At 72.3% G+C, this 21130-nt stretch carries 19 protein-coding genes; 13 read left to right on the plus strand and 6 right to left on the minus strand.

What is annotated here, in order from left to right; translation table 11 throughout:
* The first annotated feature begins 407 nt into the window (after positions 1-407).
* The gene (locus PVK37_RS17320; RefSeq protein WP_275028469.1) at positions 408-980 is read left to right on the plus strand and encodes a GNAT family N-acetyltransferase; all 573 of its coding nucleotides are present in this window, start codon (positions 408-410) and stop codon (positions 978-980) included.
* A gap of 52 nt (positions 981-1032) precedes the next feature.
* Here PVK37_RS17320 and PVK37_RS17325 read toward each other — a convergent pair whose 3' ends face one another.
* From PVK37_RS17325 to PVK37_RS17340, 4 genes are all read right to left on the minus strand, one after another.
* Positions 1033-1869: a nitroreductase/quinone reductase family protein gene (locus PVK37_RS17325; protein WP_275028470.1), complete on the minus strand. Its 837-nt coding sequence runs from the start codon at positions 1867-1869 to the stop codon at positions 1033-1035.
* Between the two features lie 366 nt (positions 1870-2235).
* Complete coding sequence (locus PVK37_RS17330; RefSeq protein ID WP_275028472.1) at positions 2236-3315, minus strand: hypothetical protein; 1080 nt, start codon at positions 3313-3315, stop codon at positions 2236-2238.
* Between the two features lie 5 nt (positions 3316-3320).
* Complete coding sequence (locus PVK37_RS17335; protein ID WP_275028473.1) at positions 3321-3908, minus strand: hypothetical protein; 588 nt, start codon at positions 3906-3908, stop codon at positions 3321-3323.
* Positions 3909-4011: 103 nt separating this feature from the next.
* Positions 4012-4677: a hypothetical protein gene (locus PVK37_RS17340; protein WP_275028475.1), complete on the minus strand. Its 666-nt coding sequence runs from the start codon at positions 4675-4677 to the stop codon at positions 4012-4014.
* Positions 4678-4984: 307 nt separating this feature from the next.
* Between PVK37_RS17340 and dnaE the strand changes: the two genes are divergently transcribed.
* The 8 genes from dnaE to PVK37_RS17380 all read left to right on the plus strand — a co-directional run bounded on the left by dnaE (position 4985) and on the right by PVK37_RS17380 (position 15301).
* Positions 4985-8521, plus strand: coding sequence for a DNA polymerase III subunit alpha (gene dnaE, locus PVK37_RS17345; RefSeq protein WP_275028477.1), 3537 nt, complete (start codon positions 4985-4987; stop codon positions 8519-8521).
* Positions 8522-8665: 144 nt separating this feature from the next.
* On the plus strand, positions 8666-9703 hold the full coding sequence (locus tag PVK37_RS17350; protein ID WP_275028478.1) for an aminotransferase class V-fold PLP-dependent enzyme: 1038 nt from the start codon (positions 8666-8668) through the stop codon (positions 9701-9703).
* Positions 9704-9925: 222 nt separating this feature from the next.
* Positions 9926-10723, plus strand: coding sequence for an ABC transporter ATP-binding protein (locus PVK37_RS17355; protein ID WP_275028479.1), 798 nt, complete (start codon positions 9926-9928; stop codon positions 10721-10723).
* Positions 10710-11402 (plus strand): ABC transporter ATP-binding protein, encoded by a 693-nt coding sequence (locus tag PVK37_RS17360; RefSeq protein WP_275028482.1) that lies wholly within the window; start codon positions 10710-10712, stop codon positions 11400-11402. The genes PVK37_RS17355 and PVK37_RS17360 overlap by 14 nt, the downstream gene beginning before the upstream one ends.
* A 44-nt stretch (positions 11403-11446) precedes the next feature.
* Positions 11447-12697, plus strand: coding sequence for an ABC transporter substrate-binding protein (locus PVK37_RS17365; protein ID WP_275028484.1), 1251 nt, complete (start codon positions 11447-11449; stop codon positions 12695-12697).
* A 7-nt stretch (positions 12698-12704) separates the two neighbouring features.
* Positions 12705-13586 carry a branched-chain amino acid ABC transporter permease gene (locus PVK37_RS17370; protein ID WP_275028485.1) on the plus strand — a complete coding sequence of 294 codons (882 nt, stop codon included), beginning with the start codon at positions 12705-12707 and terminating at the stop codon, positions 13584-13586.
* Between the two features lie 5 nt (positions 13587-13591).
* Positions 13592-14599, plus strand: a complete 1008-nt coding sequence (locus PVK37_RS17375; protein WP_423791086.1) for a branched-chain amino acid ABC transporter permease — start codon at positions 13592-13594, stop codon at positions 14597-14599.
* A gap of 78 nt (positions 14600-14677) precedes the next feature.
* A complete protein-coding gene (locus PVK37_RS17380; RefSeq protein WP_275028486.1) occupies positions 14678-15301 on the plus strand; it encodes a transcriptional regulator in 624 nt (207 codons plus the stop codon).
* Between the two features lie 39 nt (positions 15302-15340).
* On the opposite strand, the gene PVK37_RS17385 is transcribed toward PVK37_RS17380, so the two are convergent.
* The gene (locus tag PVK37_RS17385) at positions 15341-17260 is read right to left on the minus strand and encodes a helix-turn-helix domain-containing protein (RefSeq protein ID WP_275028487.1); all 1920 of its coding nucleotides are present in this window, start codon (positions 17258-17260) and stop codon (positions 15341-15343) included.
* 14 nt (positions 17261-17274) lie between these two features.
* Positions 17275-18057, minus strand: coding sequence for a 3-hydroxybutyrate dehydrogenase (locus tag PVK37_RS17390; protein ID WP_275028488.1), 783 nt, complete (start codon positions 18055-18057; stop codon positions 17275-17277).
* A gap of 172 nt (positions 18058-18229) precedes the next feature.
* On the opposite strand from PVK37_RS17390, the gene ruvC reads away from it, so the two are divergent.
* From ruvC to yajC, 4 genes are all read left to right on the plus strand, one after another.
* Positions 18230-18757: a crossover junction endodeoxyribonuclease RuvC gene (gene ruvC, locus PVK37_RS17395; protein WP_275028489.1), complete on the plus strand. Its 528-nt coding sequence runs from the start codon at positions 18230-18232 to the stop codon at positions 18755-18757.
* Positions 18754-19356 carry a Holliday junction branch migration protein RuvA gene (ruvA, locus tag PVK37_RS17400; RefSeq protein ID WP_275028490.1) on the plus strand — a complete coding sequence of 201 codons (603 nt, stop codon included), beginning with the start codon at positions 18754-18756 and terminating at the stop codon, positions 19354-19356. The genes ruvC and ruvA overlap by 4 nt, the downstream gene beginning before the upstream one ends.
* Before the next feature lie 43 nt (positions 19357-19399).
* On the plus strand, positions 19400-20464 hold the full coding sequence (gene ruvB, locus PVK37_RS17405; protein WP_275028491.1) for a Holliday junction branch migration DNA helicase RuvB: 1065 nt from the start codon (positions 19400-19402) through the stop codon (positions 20462-20464).
* A gap of 136 nt (positions 20465-20600) precedes the next feature.
* Complete coding sequence (yajC, locus tag PVK37_RS17410; RefSeq protein ID WP_275028492.1) at positions 20601-20945, plus strand: preprotein translocase subunit YajC; 345 nt, start codon at positions 20601-20603, stop codon at positions 20943-20945.
* The last annotated feature ends 185 nt before the right edge of the window (positions 20946-21130 follow it).

Below are 21130 nucleotides of genomic sequence, written 5' to 3' on the forward strand. Positions count from 1 at the left end.
GATTTATTACCACAAGCCTCCGGTTGGCGACTGTTCAGTCGACCTGCTGGGGAATCGGCTTCCGGTGGATCTCGTGAGGTGGTCCATAGCGGTTGTGAGGGATGAATTGGCAGATTATCAATAACACCGGTTTGTGAGGTCTGTACCCATACACAACGCCGATGTGGGTGGGTACAGACCTCCTCGTGTCTTGACCATCGGAGGGGATTCGTGGCGGTCTGGGTCTAGCGATACGGGGAGGAGGGTCTGACAGGGCTGACGAGGGCCGCTGGAACGGTCCTCTTCGTAGTCGACCACCTAGCGCAGCGCGTCGGCCGAGCCGCGCTCGCTGGCGTTCGTCACGTTGCTTCGGTGGGTGACGCGGTGGTGCAGTCCGGTGCTGCCGACGGTGGGCGTAGCCTGCCGGGGTGCTGAACCCCGACTACCCGATCCGCACCGAGCGGCTCGACCTGCGGCCGTTCACCGGGGACGACCTCGCCGCGCTGCACGCGTACCAGTCCCGGGCGGACGTGACGCGCTACCTGTACTGGGAGCCGTACGACGAGGCCGCCACCCGGGAGGCGCTGGCCCGCAAGCGGCACCGCACCGCGCTACGGAACTCCGGGGACGCGCTGAACCTGGCGGTGGTGGTCCGCGAGACCGGCGAGCTCATCGGTGACGTGCTGCTGTTCTGGGTCAGCGCGGAACACCGGCAGGGTGAGATCGGGTACGTCTTCCACCCCGATCACGGCGGGCGGGGCTACGCCACCGAGGCGGCCCGGATGATGCTGGAGATCGGCTTCGACCTGCTCGGCCTGCACCGGGTGGTCGGCCGGCTGGACGCCCGCAACACCGCCTCGGCCCGGGTGCTGGAACGCCTCGGCATGCGCCGGGAGGCGCACCTGGTCGAGAGCGAGTTCGTCAAGGGCGAGTGGTGCGACGAGCTGCTCTACGCGATGCTCGACCGGGAGTGGCAGGCGGTCCGCCCCGCCTGGCCGTGAGGGGTACGGGCTCCGGGCGGGCCGTGGCGCACCCGCCCGGAGACCGCGCCGGTCAGGGCTGCGGCATGCCGTCGAGGATCGGGATGAGCTGCTCCTCCTCGTACGTCAGGTGGTTTTCCAGCTCCGCGATCAGCCGGTCCACCTCGGGGAGCAGCACCGTGGGGTCGGGGTCCGGTCGGGTGAGCGCCGCCTGTAGCTCGGCCAGGACGGCGGCGATCCGCTCGTGCTCGGCCCGCAGCCGCTCCAGGGTCGGGGCGAGTTCCGGGTGGTCGTCCATGGCCCGGAACAGGCCGGTGTCTTCCAAGGTGTGGTGGTGGTGCAGGCCCTGGCAGACGGTCAGGCAGTTGATCCGCAACTGGGCGCCCAGGCCAGGGCCGGAGCCGGCGACCTCCCGCCGGACGATGGCGAGTTCCCGGCGGAACGCGTCGTGGATCAGGCGGAGCGCCGCCCCGAGCGAGCTGGCGGGCGGCGGGCCAACGGCGACCTGCCGGAGCGCGACGACCGGGATGACCCGGCTGGTTTTCGCCTGGTAGCCGGCGTACCCGGGTTGGGCCTCGGCGATCCGGGGGAAGACCCGGTCCCGTTCGTCGCCGGGGAGGACGGTGGCCTCGGCCTGGTACGTGAAGGTGCCGTCCTCGACGGTGACCTGCGGGTCGGCCACCAGGTTGTGGTACCAGTGCGGGTGCCGGTCCGCCCCGGCGGCCGACGCGACGACCAGCAGCCGGCCGCCCTCGTCGGGCAGGTAGGCCAGTGGGGTGGTGTGTGGGCGTCCGCTGTGGACGCCGGTGGTGGTGAGCAGCAGCAGCCGGCCGCCCTCGAACGGACCTCCGACCCGCCCGTGGTTGGCCCGGAACTCCTCGATGATGGCGTCATTGAAACTGTTCGGCAATTCCCCGTGTCCTTCGTCCGTGGGGGGCACCGACCGGGCACACCGGTCGGTGCCGGGATGCGGTCACCAGCGGGCGTCGGCCGTCGTCGCGGCAGGACGGTGCCAGCGCTGGCGCGCGGAAGGTGGTGCGGTGCGGAAGGAACGCGGGTGAGGGGTGGACCCCTCGCCGACCCGGCGGTCACGCCAGGGCCGGGAAACTCTCTCGCTGATGGCTCAGGGCCGACCCGGCAGTCACGCCCCGTACGTTAGTCGTCCGGTCCTGCTCCGGGCAATCCCGGCCGCCCGGCTCTGGTCGGCGGGCCCCCGGCCGCCCGGCCCGCGGTCGGCCGGGAGCCCGGCGGTCGCGGGCCGGTCGGCCGGCCCGGTTCAGCGGTGCACGGGTTCCCGTTGCCGGCGCGGCGGCCGGCGGTCGTGGGTACGGGACCGGCGGGCGAGGACGACCAGCAGGACGGCGACCACGAGCAGGGCCACCCCGCCGGCGATCAGCACCCAGCGGGTCCGTCCGTCGAGCAGCGCGGGCGGCCCCCAGGTGCCGCGTGCCTCGGGGAAGGTCAGGGTGCCGGTCACCTCGCGGTGGATCCGACCGCTCTCCAGGCGGACCCGGGCCTGCCAGGGACCGTTCGGCAGTTGCCGGTCCAGCGGCACCCGGACGTCCGCGGTGCCGCCGATGGCGACCGTGGTGCCGACCTGGACCGGGAACGGGCCGGCGGAGAGGCCGCCCGGCCCGTCCGACAGCCAGAGTTTCCCGCCCATGTCGAGGGCGCGTTCGCCGGTGTTGCGGACGGTGGCCCGGACCACCGGGTCACCCTCCTCGGTACGCCCGGGGACCAGTTGGCTGATCTCGAAGTCGGAGGGGGGATCACCACCGGGGCCGATGTCCAGGTATAGCCGGATGCCCACCCGGTGGATCTTCTCGACGGTCCCGGCCGGCTCACCCTTGTGGCGGGAGGCGACGGCCGCCCAGATCGCGCCGTAGCGTTCGCCGCGTGAGGCGCGGGGCGGGATGGCGACGGCGGCGCGCAGCTCGATGCTGCTTTGTGGTGGGACGAGGACGCTCGCCCGGTTCACGGTCACCCACTCGGGCAGCTCGTTGGCGTCCGGATCGGCGGCCGGGACGAACTCGTTGCCCCGGATCTCCGCGGGGCCGACGGAGAGGGCGATCTGTTGCGGGCTGCGGGAGGTGTTGGTCACCGCGAAACGCCGGGTCATCCGGGCGCCCGGGTTCAGGTGGTCGATGACGTAGACGTGGGCGCGGGGGTCGTCCGCGCGACCTGCCGTGGCCTCCAGGAGTTGGATGCCGATGCTGCCGTCGGTGGACCTGGGCGGTCGGCCGCCGCCGGTGTCCCCGCTCCCGTCTGCCGAGGCGGGGACACCGGCGGCCACGGTGCCCAGGAGGACGGTGAGTGCGCTGAGCGCCGCGTTCGTCCGGGACGGTCGTGCCGGCATCGTGCTCAGACGACGGTGTGGGTGATGGTGCCGGTGTACGTTCCGGTGACCGCCGTCAGCGGGATGGCGACCGTGAGCGACGGGTTCCAGGTCGCCGAGTTGATGCCGGATCCGCCGGTGTGGGTGAAGGCGGTCGCCCCGGTGCCGATCGCGGTGCCGTCCGGTGGCGGGGGCGGGTCACAGGGGCTCGCCTGGCCGGGCGTGAACGTGCCGTCGCCGGTGGTCGCCGTGGCGTTGCCCGAGCAGTAGTAGACGTTGGTGTTGGGAATGGCGGGGCCGGTGGTGCTGTGCGTGAAGCCGCCGGCGTTGGTGACCGTGACGGTCCAGCTGGCAGGATCGGTGGCCCGGAGGTCGTTGACCGTGACGGCACCGAGCTGACCGAACGCGTACCAGGTGGTGGGGGTGCCGGAGGGCGCCTGGGTGGTGAGGGTGGCGGTGTCCGGCACGGTGATGGTCAGCGCGCCTGCGGTGATGTCGAACGTCACCACGGTGTCGCAGGGGTCGCCTGCGGTGCAGGTGGCGGCCTGGGCCGGGGCCCCACCGAGGAGCGTGCCGGCCAGGGCGGCCGCGCCGACGATAACGGTCGCTCTCATCTGTCGCTTCATGTACGTACCGATCCTCCTCGGACGAGCGTTTCCTTACCCCTTTCACGATAGCGAGTTTTGTCCGTTATGTAGCTGTTCGGGGTTATTGGGGTCAACTGACCGAGTGGGTCACGGTGCCGGTGTACCGACCGGCGACCACCCCGGTCGGCAGGTCGATGATCAACGAGGGGTTCCACCCGACGCTGCTGAGGAAGAGCAGGTCCAGATCGGCCTGGAACGCGGTCCGGACGCTGTCCAGCGCGACGGCGTCGGCTGCGGCGCGCTGCCCCGGATGGACGGCCAGGGTGCCGGTGTTCCGGGTCGCCGGTCCGGACCAGTACCGCACCCGGCCGGCCCCGACCGTCCTCGCCGGGCCGCCTGCGCCGGTGGTGAAGGAGGTGGCGCTGACCGTGGTGGTCCAGCTGCCGCCGAGTAGCCGGTCGTCGTCCACCGCGATGCTGCCGAGGTGGCCGGTGAGTTGCCCGCCGGGGGCGGTCGCGCCGAGGTGGACCGGACCGGACGGCACCGTGACGGTCAGTCCGACCTGCCGGATGCCGGGCGCGCCGGGCGGCGGGGTCCGGCTGGTGAGGGCCGGGCCGTCCGGGCCCGGGCTGACCGGGATAGGGGTCGTCGTCGACAACGGGACCGGGGTGGCCGAGGGTGAGGCGGATGTCGTCGGCAGGGGGGCCGGGGTGCCGGCGACCAGCGTCAGGGCGACCAGCGCCGGGGTGACCGACACCAGCGCCTCGGCCCGGGAGCGGGGAACAGTGAACGGCATTCGACCTCACCGGGAGAGAAGAGAACCACCAGCCTCCATAAAGTATATAAAGGCATTTGCCTGATTCGGTGGCTATCGGCTCCGTGGTGGCCACCGCCGGTCGGGCGGCACCCCGGCGGCGGGCGTCCGGCGCGGGTCGGCCCCGGGCTCCGGCGGCGGGCGTGACGGTCCGCGGGGCCGGGCTCCGGTGGTGCGTGGCGGTCCGCTGGGCCGCCCGGTGGCAGGGCTAGGCTAGGCCGACTGCCGAAGATCAGACCGGCTGGCCGGGGGTCAGGCGGCCGAGGAACAGACCCGGGGGCGCTCACGCATGGCCGAATCGTTCGCGCATCTGCACGTGCACACGGAGTACTCGATGCTCGACGGTGCGGCCCGGCTCAAGGACCTGTTCGCCGAGGCGAGCCGGCTGGGCATGCCGGCGGTGGCGATGACCGACCACGGCAACATGCACGGCGCGCACGACTTCTACAAGCAGGCCATGGCCGCCGGCATCACCCCGGTGCTGGGCATCGAGGCGTACGTCGCCCCGGAGTCGCGGTTCCACAAGCAGCGGGTCAAGTGGGGGCGGCCGGAGCAGAAGAGCGACGACGTCTCCGGTAGCGGTGGCTACACCCACAAGACGATCTGGGCGCGGAACAAGACCGGCCTGCACAACCTCTTCACGCTCACCAGCAAGGCGTACACCGAGGGCTTCTTCGTCAAGTGGCCCCGGATGGACACCGAGCTGATCGCGCAGTACGCCGACGGGCTGATGGCCACCACCGGCTGCCCCTCCGGCGAGGTGCAGACCCGGCTGCGGCTGGGCCACGACGCGCAGGCCCTCGAGGCGGCGGCCAAGTACCAGGACATCTTCGGCCGGGAGAACTACTTCCTGGAGTTGATGGACCACGGCCTGGACATCGAGAAGCGGGTCCGGGACGGGCTGCTGGAGATCGGCAAGAAGCTCGGCATCCCGCCGGTGGTCACCAACGACTCGCACTACACCCACGAGGCCCAGGCCGAGTCGCACGACGTGCTGCTCTGCGTGCAGACCGGCAGCAACATCGCCGACCCGAACCGGTTCAAGTTCGGCGGCAGCGGCTACTTCATCAAGTCCGCCGAGGAGATGCGCGGCGTCGACGGCTCCGACATCTGGCTGGAGGGCTGCCGCAACACCCTGCTGGTCGCCGAGAAGGTCGACCCGGCCGGGATGTTCGAGTTCCACAACCTGATGCCCCGGTTCCCGGTGCCCGACGGCGAGACCGAGGAGTCCTGGTTCCGCAAGGAGACCTTCAAGGGGCTGGCCCGCCGGTTCCCCGGCGGCATCCCCGAGGGGCACGTCGTCCAGGCCGAGTACGAGCTGGGCGTCATCATCCAGATGGGCTTCCCGTCGTACTTCCTCGTGGTCGCCGACTTCATCCAGTGGGCGAAGAACCAGGGCATCGCGGTCGGTCCGGGCCGTGGTTCGGCGGCCGGCTCGCTGGTCGCGTACGCGCTGGGCATCACCGACCTGGACCCGATCCCGCACGGGCTGATCTTCGAACGGTTCCTGAACCCGGAGCGGGTCTCCATGCCGGACGTCGACATCGACTTCGACGAGCGTCGGCGCGGCGAGGTGATCAAGTACGTCACCGACAAGTGGGGTGAGGACAAGGTCGCCCAGATCGCCACCTTCGGTACGATCAAGGCGAAGGCCGCGATCAAGGACTCGGCCCGAGTGCTCGGCTACCCGTACGCGGTGGGCGACCGGATCACCAAGGCGATGCCGCCGGCGGTGATGGGCAAGGACATCCCGCTGTCCGGCATCTTCGACCCGAAGCACCCCCGCTACGCCGAGGCCGGCGAGATCCGGGGCCTGTACGAGTCCGACCCGGACGTCAAGAAGGTCATCGACACCGCCAAGGGCATCGAGGGGCTGATCCGGCAGACCGGTGTGCACGCCGCCGGCGTGATCATGTCGGCCGAGCCGATCATCGAGCACATCCCGCTGATGCGCCGGGACTCCGACGGGGTGATCATCACCCAGTTCGACTACCCGACGTGCGAGTCGCTCGGGCTGTTGAAGATGGACTTCCTCGGCCTGCGGAACCTGACGATCATCGACGACGCGGTGAAGAACATCCAGCTCAACCACGGCAAGGACCTCGACCTGCTGGGGCTGGACCTGGACGACAAGGCCGCCTACGAGCTGCTCGCCCGGGGCGACACCCTGGGCGTGTTCCAGCTCGACGGCGGGCCGATGCGGTCGCTGCTGCGGATGATGAAGCCGGACAACTTCGAGGACATCTCCGCCGTCCTGGCGCTGTACCGGCCCGGCCCGATGGGCGTCGACTCGCACACCAACTACGCGTTGCGCAAGAACGGCCTCCAGGAGATCACCCCGATCCACCCGGAGCTGGAGGAGCCGCTGCGGGAGATCCTCGCCCCCACCTACGGCCTGATCGTCTACCAGGAGCAGGTGCAACGCGCCGCGCAGATCCTCGCCGGCTACACGCTCGGCCAGGCCGACCTGCTGCGCCGGGCGATGGGCAAGAAGAAGAAGGAGATCCTCGACAAGGAGTTCATCCCGTTCCGGGACGGCTGCCGCGCCAACGGCTACTCCGACGAGGCCATCCAGAAGGTCTGGGACGTGCTGGTCCCGTTCGCCGGGTACGCCTTCAACAAGGCGCACTCCGCCGCGTACGGGCTGGTGTCGTACTGGACCGCGTACCTGAAGGCGCACTACCCGGCCGAGTACATGGCCGCCCTGCTGACCTCGGTCGGCGACGACAAGGACAAGATGGCCCTCTATCTGTCCGAGTGCCGCCGGATGCGGATCCAGGTGCTGCCGCCGGACGTGAACACCTCCGCCGGTCCGTTCACGCCGGTCGGCAAGGAGATCCGGTTCGGGCTCGGCGCGGTCCGCAACGTCGGCGCGAACGTGGTCGCCGCGATCATGCGCTGCCGGGAGGAGAAGGGCGAGTACAGCGACTTCTACGACTTCCTGTCCAAGGTCGACGCGGTGGTCTGCAACAAGAAGACCATCGAATCGCTGATCAAGGCCGGGGCGTTCGACGCGCTCAAGCACCCGCGCAAGGGGCTGCTCGCCGTACACGCCGAGGCCATCGACGCGTACGCCGACGTCAAGCGTAAGGAGGCGGTCGGCCAGTACGACCTGTTCGGGGCCGGCTTCGGCGACGCCGACGACGCCCCCAGCAGCACCACGGTGATGCCGGTGATCGGCGAGGGCGAGTGGGACAAGCGCGACAAGCTCGCCTTCGAGCGGGAGATGCTCGGCCTCTACGTCTCCGACCATCCGTTGTTCGGGCTGGAACACGTGCTCGGCGCGGCGGCCGACTGCACCATCGCCGCGCTGTCCGAGGAGGGGTCCGTCCCGGACGGCGCGGTGGTCACCCTGGCCGGCATCCTCTCCGGCGTGCAGCGCCGGGTCACCAAGCAGGGCCGGGCCTGGGCCTCGGCCACCCTGGAGGACCTGGCCGGTGGGGTGGAGGCCCTGTTCTTCCCCAACACCTACGAGGTGATCGGGCAGTACATCGCCGAGGACGCGATCGTGGTGGTGAAGGGCCGGGTGGACCGGCGCGACGACACCCCCCGGATCATGGCGATGGACATGCAGCTCCCGGACGTCACCAGCAACCCGGCGAACAAGCCGGTCACCCTGACCATCCCGGTGCACCGCTGCACGCCGCCGCTGGTCGAACGGCTCAAGGAGACGCTGGTGCTGCATCCCGGCGACACCGAGGTGCACGTCAAGCTGCTCAACGGCCCGAAGACCACCACGCTGCGGCTCGGACCGTTCCGGGTCGCCGCCACCACCGCGCTGATGGGGGACCTGAAGAGCGTCCTCGGCCCGGCCAACGTCAGCTGACCCGGGCCGGCGCCGTCCCCGGCCACCGTCAGCTGACCCCGGCCGTCCCGGCTCACCGGCGGGTGAGCGGGCGGGTGCCGCCCGGGGCCACCGTCGACGAATTGGCGGTGACCGGTCCGACCCGACGTGACTAGCGTCGAGGGCATGGAACTGGACGAGGCACGGAAGCTGTGGCAGCCGGAGCCCGGCTGGCTCAACACGGCCAGTTACGGGCTGCCGGCCGACCCCGCCTGGGAGGCGCTCCAGGACGCGCTGACCCAGTGGCGGTCGGGGCGGAACGCCTGGGAGGAGTGGAACGACGCGGCGGAGCGGTCCCGGGTCACGTTCGCCGGCCTGATCGGCGTACCGGCCCGGGACGTGGCGATCGGCAGTACGGTGTCGCAACTGCTGGCCCCGGTCGCGGCGGCGCTGCCCCCGGGGGCGACCGTGGTGGTACCGGAGGTCGAGTTCACTAGCAACCTCTTCCCCTGGCTGGTGCAGGAGCAGCGGGGCGTGCGGGTCCGTACGGTGCCGCTGGAGAGGCTGGTCGACGCGATCGACGCCGACACCGACCTGGTGGCGTTCAGCCTGGTGCAGTCCGCCGACGGCCGCGTCGCCCCGTACGACGACGTCGTGGCCGCGGCCCGCGCGCACGGCGCGTTGGTGTCGGTGGACGCCACCCAGGCCTGCGGTTGGCTGCCGTTCGACGCGGGCCGGGCCGACGCGGTGCTGGTCGGGGCGTACAAGTGGCTGACCGCGCCACGCGGCACGGCCTTCGCCTACCTGGCACCGGCGCTCCGGGAGCGGATGCGTCCGGACGCGGCCGGCTGGTCCGCCGCCGAGAGCCCGACCGACGCCTACTACGGTCCGCCGCTGCGGTTGTCCGCGGACGCCCGGCGGTTCGACATCGCCCCGGCCCTGTTCTGCTACGTCGGGGCGGCCCCCGCCCTGGAGGTGATCGCCGGGATCGGCGTGCCGGCGATCCGGGCGCACGACGTGGCCCTGGCGAACCGCTTCCTCACCGGTCTGGGCCGACCGCCGGGGGAGAGCGCGATCGTCACGGTGGACGTGCCGGACGCCCAGGAACGGCTGGACCGAGCCGGGGTCCGGGCGGCGGTCCGCGCCGGCCGGGTCCGGGCCTCCTTCCACCTGTACTCCACGGAGGAGGACGTGGACCTGGCGTTGAACGCGCTTACCGGCTGATCGCCCCCGGTGGCGTCACCACATGTCCAGGGGCCCGGACGCCCGCGCAACGGTGATCCGGGCCCGGACCGCATGGCGGTCGGGCCCGGGTCGGCGTACCCGAATGTGGTGGGCATCGACATAGTTCGACTCCGTCGCCGCGCCGTAGGTTTCCTGCACGCGACGATCCTGTGACCCCGGTCACCGCACCGGTCGTCGCCGACGACCTGCGGAGGAGTGGCGATGGCCGGGCAAGGACTCCTGTCGGTCCGCGGGCTGACCCGGGACTTCCGGGGCTTCCGAGCGGTGGACCGGGTCGACCTCGACGTCGCCGCCGGCAGCGTGCACGCCCTGGTCGGGCCGAACGGGGCCGGCAAGACCACGCTGTTCAACCTGCTCACCGGCTTCCTGCGGCCCACCGCCGGGCGGATCCTGCTCGACGGGCGGGACATCGCCGGCCTGCCGCCGGAACGCGTCGCCCGGCTCGGCGTGGCCCGGTCCTTCCAGATCACCAGCCTGTTCCCGCAGCTCTCCGCCCGCGAACACGTCGCCCTGGCGTTGCAGAGCCCGAGCGGACTGGGCTGGCGGTTCTGGCGGTCCGCCACCCTGATGCGCCGGTACACCCCCCGCGCCGACGAGCTGCTGGCCGAGGTCGGGCTCGCCGAGCTGGCCGACGCTCCCGCCGACGCCCTCGCGTACGGGCGGAAGCGGGCCCTGGAACTGGCCATCGCGCTCGCCCTCGACCCCCGGGTGCTGCTGCTCGACGAGCCGACCGCCGGAATGGGCCTGGAGGACGTCGACCGCACCGTCGAGCTGGTCGACCGGGTCCGCGCCGGCCGGACCGTGGTGCTGGTCGAGCACAACATGAGCGTGGTCGGCCGGCTCGCCGACACCGTCACCGTGCTCCAGGCCGGGAAGGTCCTCGTCGAGGGGCCGTACCAGCAGGTCCGGGCCGACGAACGCGTGATCACCGCCTACCTGGGAGCGACCGATGCCGCCACCGACGCCGTCCCGCACGGAGCCACCGATGCTGCGCGTTGACGACCTGTCCGCCTGGTACGGCGAGGCGCGGGTGCTGCGCGGGGTGAGCCTCACCGTGGCCGCCGGCGAGGTGGTCACCCTGGTCGGGCGGAACGGGGCCGGCAAGTCCACCCTGCTGCGCTGCGTGATGGGGCTGCACGCCGGCCGCAGCGGCACCGTCACCCTGGACGGTCGGGACGTCGGTCGCCTCCCGGCGCACCGCCGGGCCCGGCTCGGCCTGGGCTGGGTCCCCGACGACCGGGGCGCGTACGCCACCCTCAGCGTCACCGAGAACCTGACCCTGCCGCCCACCGTCGGCCCGGACCCGTGGCCGCTGGCCCGGGTGTACGAGGCGTTCCCCGCCCTGTACGCGCGCCGGGACTCGGCCGCCACCACCCTCTCCGGCGGCGAGCAGCAGATGCTCGCCCTGGCCCGGGTGCTGCGGATGGGGGCGCGGTTGCTGCTCTGCGACGAGCCCACCGAGGGGCTCTCGCCGCTGCTGGTGAGCCAGGTGGGCGACATTCTGCGGCAGGCCAAGGCGCACGGGGTGACCGTGCTGCTGGTCGAGCAGAACCTGCACTTCGCCACCGGCGTCGCCGACCGGCACTACCTGCTGGCCGAGGGACGCGTGGTGGAGGCGATGGAGAACTCCGAGGTGCGCTCGCGGGAACGCGAGCTGCTGTCGTACCTCGGTATCTGACCGACCGTGACCCGCGCGGCGTAGCGCGGACGAAGGGATGACCCATGCGGAGGACCGTGGGAGTGGCCGTCGTTTCGACGGCGGCGCTGCTGGTGACCGGCTGTGGCGGCGGAGGACCGCAGTCCTCCGGCGACGGGAAGCTCAGCGGCGACAGGATCGTGCTCGGGGTGCTCAACGACCAGTCCGGCGTCTACCTGGAGCTGTCCGGGAAGAACTCGGTCAAGGCGGTGGAACTGGCCATCGCCGACTTCAAGAAGAAGTACGGCGACGACGCGGTGACCACCGACATCACCGTGGAGACCGCCGACCACCAGAACAAGCCGGACATCGCCAACACAAAAGCCGCCGAGATGTACGACCGCAAGGCCGTCGACCTGATCCTCGACGTGCCCACCTCGTCGGCGGCGGAGAAGGTCGCCGACGTGGCGAAGGAGAAGAAGAAGCTCTACTTCAACATCGGCGCGGCCACCACCACGCTGACCGGCGCGAAGTGCAACAGGTACACCTTCCACTACGCCTACGACACGTACATGCTGGCCAACGGCACCGGCCGGAACACCACCGAACAGGGCGCGAAGAACTGGTACGTGCTCTACCCGAACTACCAGTTCGGGCAGGACATGGAACGCAGCTTCTCGGCCGCCATCACCGGTGCCGGTGGGAAGGTGGTCGCGAAGGACGCCGCGCCGTTCCCGAACACCAGCGGCGACTACTCGACGTACCTGCTCAAGGCTCCGACGCTGAACCCGAAGCCGGACGTGCTGGGCACCATGCAGGCCGGCGCGGAACTGGTCAACGTGGTCAAGCAGTACAACGAGTTCAAGCTCCGGGAGAAGGGCGTCGGCCTGGCGGTGGGGCTGATGTTCCTCACCGACATCCACTCGCTCACCCCGGACGCGCTGGCCGGCACCACCTACACCGACGCCTGGTACTGGAACTTCGACCAGCGCAACCGGGAGTTCGCCGACCGGTTCAAGGAGGCCACCGGCACCCGGCCCACCTTCGCGCACGCGGCCAACTACTCGGCCGCCACCCAGTACCTGGAGGCGGTGCAGGCCGCCGGCACCGACGACGCGGACACCATCGTCGACGCGCTGGAGGGCAAGACCGTCGACGACGTGTTCCTGCGCAACGGCAAGATCCGCGCCGAGGACCACCGGGTCGTGCACGACGCGTACCTGGCCCAGGTCAAGCCGGCCGCCGAGGTCACCGAGGAGTGGGACTACGTGAAGATCCTCAAGACCATCCCGGCGGCCGAGGCGTTCCGCGCCCCGTCCCCGGACTGCCGGATGTGACCCGGCCGTGACCGGCTTCCTCCAGAACACCTTCAACGGGCTGGTGAGCGGGGCGTTCTACGCCCTGCTCGCCCTCGGCCTCGCGGTCATCTTCGGCATGCTCCGGGTGGTCAACTTCGCCCACGGCGCGTTCTACATGCTCGGCGCGTTCGGCGCGTACGTGCTGCTCGCCGAGGCCGGGGTGCCGTTCTGGGCGGCCCTGGTGATCATGCCGGTCGGGCTGGGTCTGCTCGGGATGGCCCTGGAACGGGCCTTCATCCACCGGCTCACCCGGCTCGACCCGCTCTACAACTTCCTGCTCACCTTCGGGCTGACGCTGATCCTCCAGGACCTGGTCAAGCTCCGGTACGGGGTGCAGTCCAGCCCGTACGCCACCCCGGCCGAGCTGAGCGGATCGGTCGACCTCGGGCTGTTCGACTTCCCCACCTACCGGGTGTTCATCCTGGTGTTCGCGGTCGCCGTCTGCGTGGCCGCCTGGTGGCTGCTCGGGCACACCCGGGTCGGCATGGTGGTCCGGGCGGCCACCGAACGCCCCGAGCTGACCCGGGCGTTCGGTATCGACGTCGGCCGGTGGATCACGCCGGTGTTCGGGTTCGGCATCGCCCTCGCGGCCCTGGCCGGGGTGCTGGCCGCCCCGATGCGCGCGGTCAACCCGCTGATGGGCGCCGACCTGATCATCGTGGTCTTCGCGGTGGTGGTGATCGGCGGACTCGGGTCCATCTTCGGGTCGGTGGCCGCCGGCTTCGGCATCGGCCTGATCCAGGCATGGGGCGAGGCGTACCTGTCGGACTGGCCGATCCTGTCCCAGACGATCGTGTTCATCGTGATGGCCGTGGTGCTGCTCTGGCGGCCGGCCGGGCTGTTCGGCCGAGAGGAGGCACCGGCGTGACCACCCTGGTCGACGACCCCACCCCGGGCACCGCGAAGCGGCCCCCGTCCGCGTTGGCCGCCGCCGGCCGCGCCCCCCGCTGGCTGCGGTACGCGCTGCTCGCCGTCGGTCTGGCCGTGGCGTTCTGGCTGCCCAACGGGCTGTACCCGGCGGTCGCCGTGGACATCCTCTGCTGGGCGCTGTTCGCCGTCTCGGTGGACCTGCTGCTCGGCTACACCGGGCTGATGTCCTTCGGGCACGCCGCGTTCTGGGGCACCTCGGCGTACGTCACCGGGCTGGTCGCCATCCACCTCGGCCTGCCGTTCCCGGCGGCGGTGCTGCTCGGCGCGCTGGCCGCCGCCGCGCTCGCGGTGCCGATCGGGTACCTGGCGGTGAGCCGTACCGGCATCTACTTCGCCATGGTCACCCTGGCGTTCGCCCAGATGGTCTACTACATCGCCAACGAGTGGCGCTCGGTCACCCGGGGCGAGAACGGCCTCCAGGGCGTACCGAGGGACCTGTTCGGCCTGGACCTCACCGACGACTACTGGTTCTACTACGCGGCGCTGCCGATCGTGCTGCTCGGGCTGGCCGCCGCCTGGCGGATCGTGCACTCGCCGTTCGGGCGGGTGCTGGTCGGCATCCGGGACAACCCGGCCCGGGCCCGCGCGCTCGGCTACCCGGTCCGCCGGTACAAGCTCACCGCGTTCGTGCTCTCCGGGTTCCTCGCCGGGCTCGGTGGCGGCCTGTTCGCCGTCGGGCACCGGTTCGTCTCGCTGGACACCCTGCACTGGACCACCTCCGGCAAGGCGGTGATCGTGGTGGTACTCGGCGGCATCGGCACCCTGTGGGGCGGGGTGCTCGGCGCGGCCGTGCTGGTCCGGCTGGAGGACTGGCTGTCGTTCTCCGGCTTCGAGGCGATCGGCCTGGTCACCGGCGGCATCTTCGTCGTCGTCGTGCTGGTGTTCCGGCGCGGCATCTGGGGTTCGGTGGCCGCGCTCGCCGTCCGCTGGCGGACCCGCCGCCGGGAATGAGCACCCGCTGACCGCATCCGTTCCGGCCGGTCCGGGCGAACCCCCTGGTAGAGATCGTCTACCAGGGGGTGCGTGTCGGTGTCGGGCCAACGGATACCGGGCGAGGTGGCGGAGACGGCGCGCAAGCGCCTCGCCGCCGCCGCCGAGGACCTGGACAGCAACCGGGTCGCCGGGCTGCTCATGGAACTTGCCGGCCAGTCGGGGGTCGGGCCGGTGTGGGACGAGGTCTGTGTGCCGCTGCTGACCGGGCAGGCCGGCCGGAGCGCGCCGGAGGTGGCCGTCGAGCATGCCCTCTCCGAGGGCATCCGGACCGGGCTGGACGTGCTGCACCGTTCGCCCCGGGCCCCGCTGCCGCCCAGCGGGGTGCTGCTCGCCGGAGCCGAACAGGAGCACCACTGCCTGGGGCTGCACGTGCTGGCCGCCGCACTGCGGGAACAGCGGCGCGGCGCGCTGCTGCTCGGCCCGGCGCTGCCCTGGGCGGCGCTGAGCAGCGCCGTGCGCCGGGCCCGCCCGCACACCGTGATCGTCTGGTCGCAGACCCCGGTCACCGGACGCGCCTACCGCCTGGTCCGGCTGGGCCGGGACTTTCCCGCCGTCCGGGTCTTCGGCGCCGGGCCGGGCTGGATCGAGGAACTGCCCGCGCCGGCGGCCCGGCTCACCTCGCTGACGGCCGCCGCCGCCGTCTGCCAACTGCCGTCCTGACCCCGGCCGGCGGATCAGCGGTCGGTCCGGTGCACGTTCTCAGCGGGCGGGGTCGCGGAGCCGGTGCAGGCGCAGCGCGAGCTGCACCTCCAGCGCCCGCTCGGGCCGCTGCCAGTCCGCGCCGAGCAGCTGCCCGACCCGGTCCAGCCGCTGGGTGACCGTGTTGACGTGCACGTGCAACTGCTCGGCGGCCCGGGCCAGGCTCCCACCCACCCCGAAGTACGCCTCCAGCGTCCGCACCAGCGCGGTGCCCCGCCGCGCGTCGTAGTCCACCACCGGGCCGACCGTGTCGGTGAGGAACCGGGCCACGTCCCGGTCACCCCGGTCGGAGACCGCGCCCAGCAGCAGCCCGACGAAGCCCAGCTCGGCGGTGCTCGCCCCCTGCCCGGTGCGGCCCAGCGCGCCGAGCGCGGTCAGGCAGCGGTCCGCCTCCCGGAACGTGGTCGCCAGCGACGCCGGCCCGGTGGCCGGGCCGCTCGCCCCGGCGGTCACCGGCCGGCCGGTCACCCGGGACAGGTCCCGGGCCACCGCCCGCGCCGCCGTGCCGGCGTCGGAGCCCGGCAGCATCAGCACCACCCGACCGTCCCGCGCCGCGGCCAGGCCACCCCGGGTCGAGGCGTACGTGGTGGCCCAGGAGAGCACCCGCTGCCGGGCCTGCCCGGTCGCGGCGATCGCGTCGTCGCCCACCGCCACCAGCACGTGCGGGGCGTCCAGGTCCACGCCGAGCCGTCGGCCCCGGCTGCGCAGCGCCTCCGGGTCGGCGACCGGCCGGGCGATCAGGTCGTCGAGCAGCTCACCCCGGACCCGGCCCTCGGCCTCGGCGACGGTCCGCCGGAACAGCAGCAGCAGCGCGGTGACCAGGGCGGCCCGCTCCAAGATCCGCTGGTCGGCGTCGACCAGTTCGTCGTCGGAGCGCAGCACCAGCGCGCCCAGGTTCTCCGCGCCGGCCACCACCGCGGCGTACCAGAGCCGGCCCCGACGCACGCTGCGCCCCTCGGTCCGGGACGCGGCCACCGCCTCCACCATGTCGGTGCGTTCCGGCTCGTCGATCGCCCCGACCCGGGCCAGCAGCCGGCCCTCGGCGTCCAGCGCCAGCAGCGCGCCGCCGAGCACGTCGGTGACCGCCGCCGCCACGTCCTCCACCCCGCCGCCGCGCAGCACCAGCGCGGTCATCCGGTCGTGGGCCGCCGCCGCCCGCTCCACCGACGCGCTGTGCGCCCGGATGGTGGTGTTCGCCGCCGACAGTTCGGCCAGCGCGGCCCGGGTCTCGGCCAGCAGCCGGGCGGTGTCGATCGCCACCGCGGCGTGCGCGGCGAGCGAGACCAGCAGCGCCACCTCCTCCCGGGCGAACGGACGGGCGGACCGGTTCGCCGCGTACAGCACGCCGATCGAGGTGGAGCCGAGCCGCAGCGGCACCCCGAGGATCGCCACCAGGCCCTCCTCGCGTACCCCGGCGTCGATCTCCCCGGTGTGGTGGAACCGCTCGTCCTCGTCGTAGTTCGCGGTGACGTACGGGGTACCGGACTGGGCGACCAGCCCGCCCAGGCCCGCCCCCATCGGCAGCCGCAGCCGCTGGAACCGGGCGGAGACCGACCCGTCGGTGACCCGCATGTACGTGTCGCCCCGGTCGTCGTCGTTGAGCGTCATGTACGCCACGTCCGCGCCGAGCAGGTTCCGGGCCCGGTGCACGATGGCCCGCAGCACGTCGTCGGAGTCGCGCAGCCCGGCCAGGTCGCTGGCGGTGTCGTACAGCCCGGACAGTTCGGTCTCCCGCCGGCGGCGGCGTTCCAGCAGCGCCCGGACCCGCAGCGCGACCACCTTGGCCTGCTCCAGTTCGGCGATCCGGTCGGCGGGCAGGCCGGCGGAGCGGGCGGCCACCAGCGGCCCCTCGAACTCGACCGCCGCGGCCTCCCGGGCGAGCAGCTCCAGGAACTCGATCGGCGACGACATGACCGACATTGTGCGGGTCACCTCTAGTTCGCCGTCCAGCCCCCGTCGAGGGCGATGGACGAGCCGGTGATGAAGGCGGCCGGCGGCGAGCACAGGTACGCCACCAGTTCGGCGACCTCCTCCGGCTCGATCAGCCGCTTGATCGCCGCCCGGGCCAGCATGATCTTCTCGATCACCTCGTCCTCGCCGATGCCGTGCCGGGCCGCCTGGTCGGCGATCTGGCTCTCCACCAGCGCGGTCCGCACGTACGCCGGGTTGACGCAGTTGGCGGTCACCCCGTGTGCCGCCCCCTCCAACGCGACGACCTTGGAGAAGCCCTCCAGCGCGTGCTTGGCCGACACGTACGCCGACTTGTACGCCGAGGCGCGCAGCCCGTGCACCGAGGAGATGTTGACGATCCGGCCCCAACCGCGCGCGTACATGTACGGCAGCGCCTTGCGCACGATCAGGAACGGCGCCTCCACCATCACCCGATGCAGGTGGGAGAAGCGTTCGACCGGGAACTCCGGCACCGGCGCGACGTACTGGAGGCCGGCGTTGTTGACCACGATGTCCACCTCGGCGTCCAGCCGGTCCACCGCGTCCGGGTCGGCCAGGTCGACGCCCTCGGCCCGCCCGCCGGCCTCGGCGGCGACCGCCTTGGCCGCCTCGACGTTGCGGTCCACCACCTGCACCGCCGCCCCGGCGGCGGCCAGCCGCAGCGCGCACGCCCGGCCGATGCCACTGCCACCACCGGTCACCAGCGCGGTACGACCGGTGAGGTCGACCTGTACGACATGGGGGAACGCCACGGGTTCAGCCGTCATGGCGCAGAAGTTACGAGGTGTGTGGCCGACGGCACATGGTTCGCCCGCACATACTCCGTACCCCGGCTATGTGGACCTGCGGATGGGCCGGCGTGTCCCCGCGACCGGTCGTCGGAGCTGGCAAGTAGGGTGTCGAACACACGTACTGCCGGTGGCTCGGGGAGGAGGCGGCGTGCGGGTGCTGGGCGTCGACCCGGGGCTGACCCGGTGCGGGGTCGGCGTGGTCGAGGGCGTCCCCGGGCGGCCCTGCACGCTGGTCGCGTACACGGTGGTCCGCACCGACCCCGACGACGAGCTGCCGCACCGGCTGCTGCTGCTGGACCGGGCACTGACCGAGCTGGTCGCCGAGCACCGTCCGGAGAGCGTCGCGGTGGAGCGGGTGTTCAGCCAGCACAACGTCCGGACGGTGATGGGCACCGCCCAGGCCAGCGGGATCGCCGTGCTGGCCGGCGCGCGGGCCGGGCTGCCGGTGCAGACGTACACCCCCAGCGAGGTGAAGGCGGCGATCACCGGGTCGGGGGTCGCGGACAAGGCGCAGATGACCGCCATGGTGACCCGGCTGCTGCGGCTGGCCGAGCCGCCCAAGCCGGCCGATGCCGCCGACGCCCTCGCCCTGGCCATCTGCCACGTCTGGCGGGGCGGTACCCGCTCGAAGCTGGCCGCCGCCGCCGACCGGGTCCGACGAGGAGGAGCACGATGATCGCCAGCGTGCGCGGCACGGTGACCGCGACCGGCCCGGACCACGCGGTGGTGGAGGTCGGCGGGGTGGGCCTCGCCGTGCAGTGCGCCCCCGGCACCCTGGCCGAGCTGCGGGTCGGCCAGCAGGCCCGGCTCGCCACCAGCCTGGTGGTCCGGGAGGATTCGCTCACCCTGTACGGCTTCGCCGACGACGACGCCAAGGCACTGTTCGAGCTGCTCCAGACGGCCAGCGGGGTGGGGCCCCGGCTGGCCCAGGCGGTGCTCGCGGTGCACACCCCGGACGCGGTGCGCAAGGCCATCGCCAACGCCGACACCGCCGCGCTGACCCGGGTGCCCGGGATCGGCAAGAAGGGTGCCGAGCGCCTGGTGCTGGAGCTGCGGGACCGGATCGGCCCGGTCGCGGTGGGCGCCGACGGCGCGGCCGGGGTGACCACCGGGGCGTGGCCCGAGCAGGTCCGCCAGGCGCTGGTCGGGCTGGGCTGGACGGCGGGCCAGGCCGACCAGGCGGTGGCCGCCGTGGCGGAGACGATCGACGGGCCGACCCCGCCGGTGCCGGTCCTGCTCAAGCAGGCCATCCGACTCCTGGGCCGGACGAGGTGAGCGGCGTGCGGCCGGTGGGCGGCGACGTCGTGGCGGGGCCGGCATGACCGGCGACGGCCTGATCTCGGCGTACGCGCAGGACGCCGAACGGGACCTGGAGGTGAGCGTCCGGCCGAAGCGGCTGGCCGAGTTCATCGCCCAGGACCGGGTCCGCGACCAGCTCGACCTGCTGCTCCAGGGGGCGATGCGGCGCGGCTCCCCACCTGACCACATCCTGCTGTCCGGGCCGCCCGGCCTGGGTAAGACCAGCCTGGCCAACATCGTCGCCGCCGAGCTGGGCTCCGGCATCCGGGTGACCAGCGGCCCGGCCATCGAACGCTCCGGCGACCTGGCGGCGATCGTGACCAGCCTCGCCGAGGGCGACGTGCTGTTCATCGACGAGATTCACCGGATCGCCCGGCCGGCGGAGGAGCTGCTCTACAGCGCCATGGAGGACTTCCGGGTCGACGTGGTGGTCGGCAAGGGGCCGGGGGCCACCGCCATCCCGCTCGACGTGGAGCCGTTCACCCTGGTCGGCGCGACCACCCGGTCCGGTCTGCTGACCGGCCCGATGCGGGACCGGTTCGGCTTCGTCGCCCACCTGGACTTCTACTCCCCGACGGAGCTGGAGGCGCTGCTGCACCGGTCGGCCCGCATCCTCGGCGTGCCGATCACCCCCGACGGGGCCGCCGAGATCGCCGGCCGGTCCCGGGGCACCCCCCGGATCGCCAACCGGCTGCTGCGCCGGGTGCGCGACTTCGCCGAGGTCCGGGCCGACGGGGTGGTCACCGTGGAGACCGCCCGGGCCGCGCTGACCGTGTACGACGTGGACGCCCTCGGGCTGGACCGCCTCGACCGGGCGGTGCTGACCGCGCTGGTGGACACGTTCCGGGGTGGCCCGGTGGGGCTGTCGACCCTGGCGGTGGCGGTCGGCGAACAGTCGGACACGGTGGAGGAGGTCTGCGAGCCGTTCCTGGTACGGGCCGGGCTGCTGGCCCGTACGCCTCGGGGCCGGGTGGCGACCGAGGCGGCCTGGCATCATCTGGGGCGTACCCCGCCGAATGGTACATTTGGCGGCGGTACCCCTCCCGTGCCCGATCTCTTCTCCGTCGAGCCTGATCAGCCGTGATGTGAACGTGATGCATGCGGCGTTCGGCGTTCCCAGGTGCAGGGATTAGACTCGCGCCGGTCTGTACAGGACGTGAGAACACGCCTCCGCTCCGACGCCCCCCGGCGTGCCGGAGGCCAATGGGAAGGTCTTCACCGTGTTTTACGCAGCAGAGGGCGGTGGGGGAGCCGGCGGTCTGACGCCGATCCTCATGATCGCTCTGCTCTTCGGCGTCATGTACTTCATGATGATCCGCCCCCAGCAGAAGCGCCGCAAGGAAGCCGAGTCGATGCAGTCCTCGCTCGCCCCGGGCGACGAGGTGGTCACCATCGGCGGGCTCTACGGGACGGTCACCCGGGTCGACGACGACACGGTGAGCCTCGAGGTCGCCCCGGGCGTCGAGACCCGGTACGCCCGCCCGGCCGTCGCCCGCGTGGTCGCCAAGGCCGACAAGGGCGAGCCGACCGAGTCGGTCATCGAGGACACCCCGGTCAAGGAGTGACTCCGCGCGCCGGAAGGGGCTGCGCGCGGATCGAAACAAGTGGATAGTAGGTCGACGCTCGGTGTCGACCCGGGCAGGACCAGCCGGCCGGTGCACCCCGTCGCCGCGTCCTGACCGGGTCGGCACCCGACGGCGACCCGGAAAACGCGTGGCCGGGTCGGCCGGCCCGACACCCGCCGCCTACC

The organism is Micromonospora cathayae, from assembly GCF_028993575.1.
Taxonomy (GTDB): domain Bacteria; phylum Actinomycetota; class Actinomycetes; order Mycobacteriales; family Micromonosporaceae; genus Micromonospora; species Micromonospora cathayae.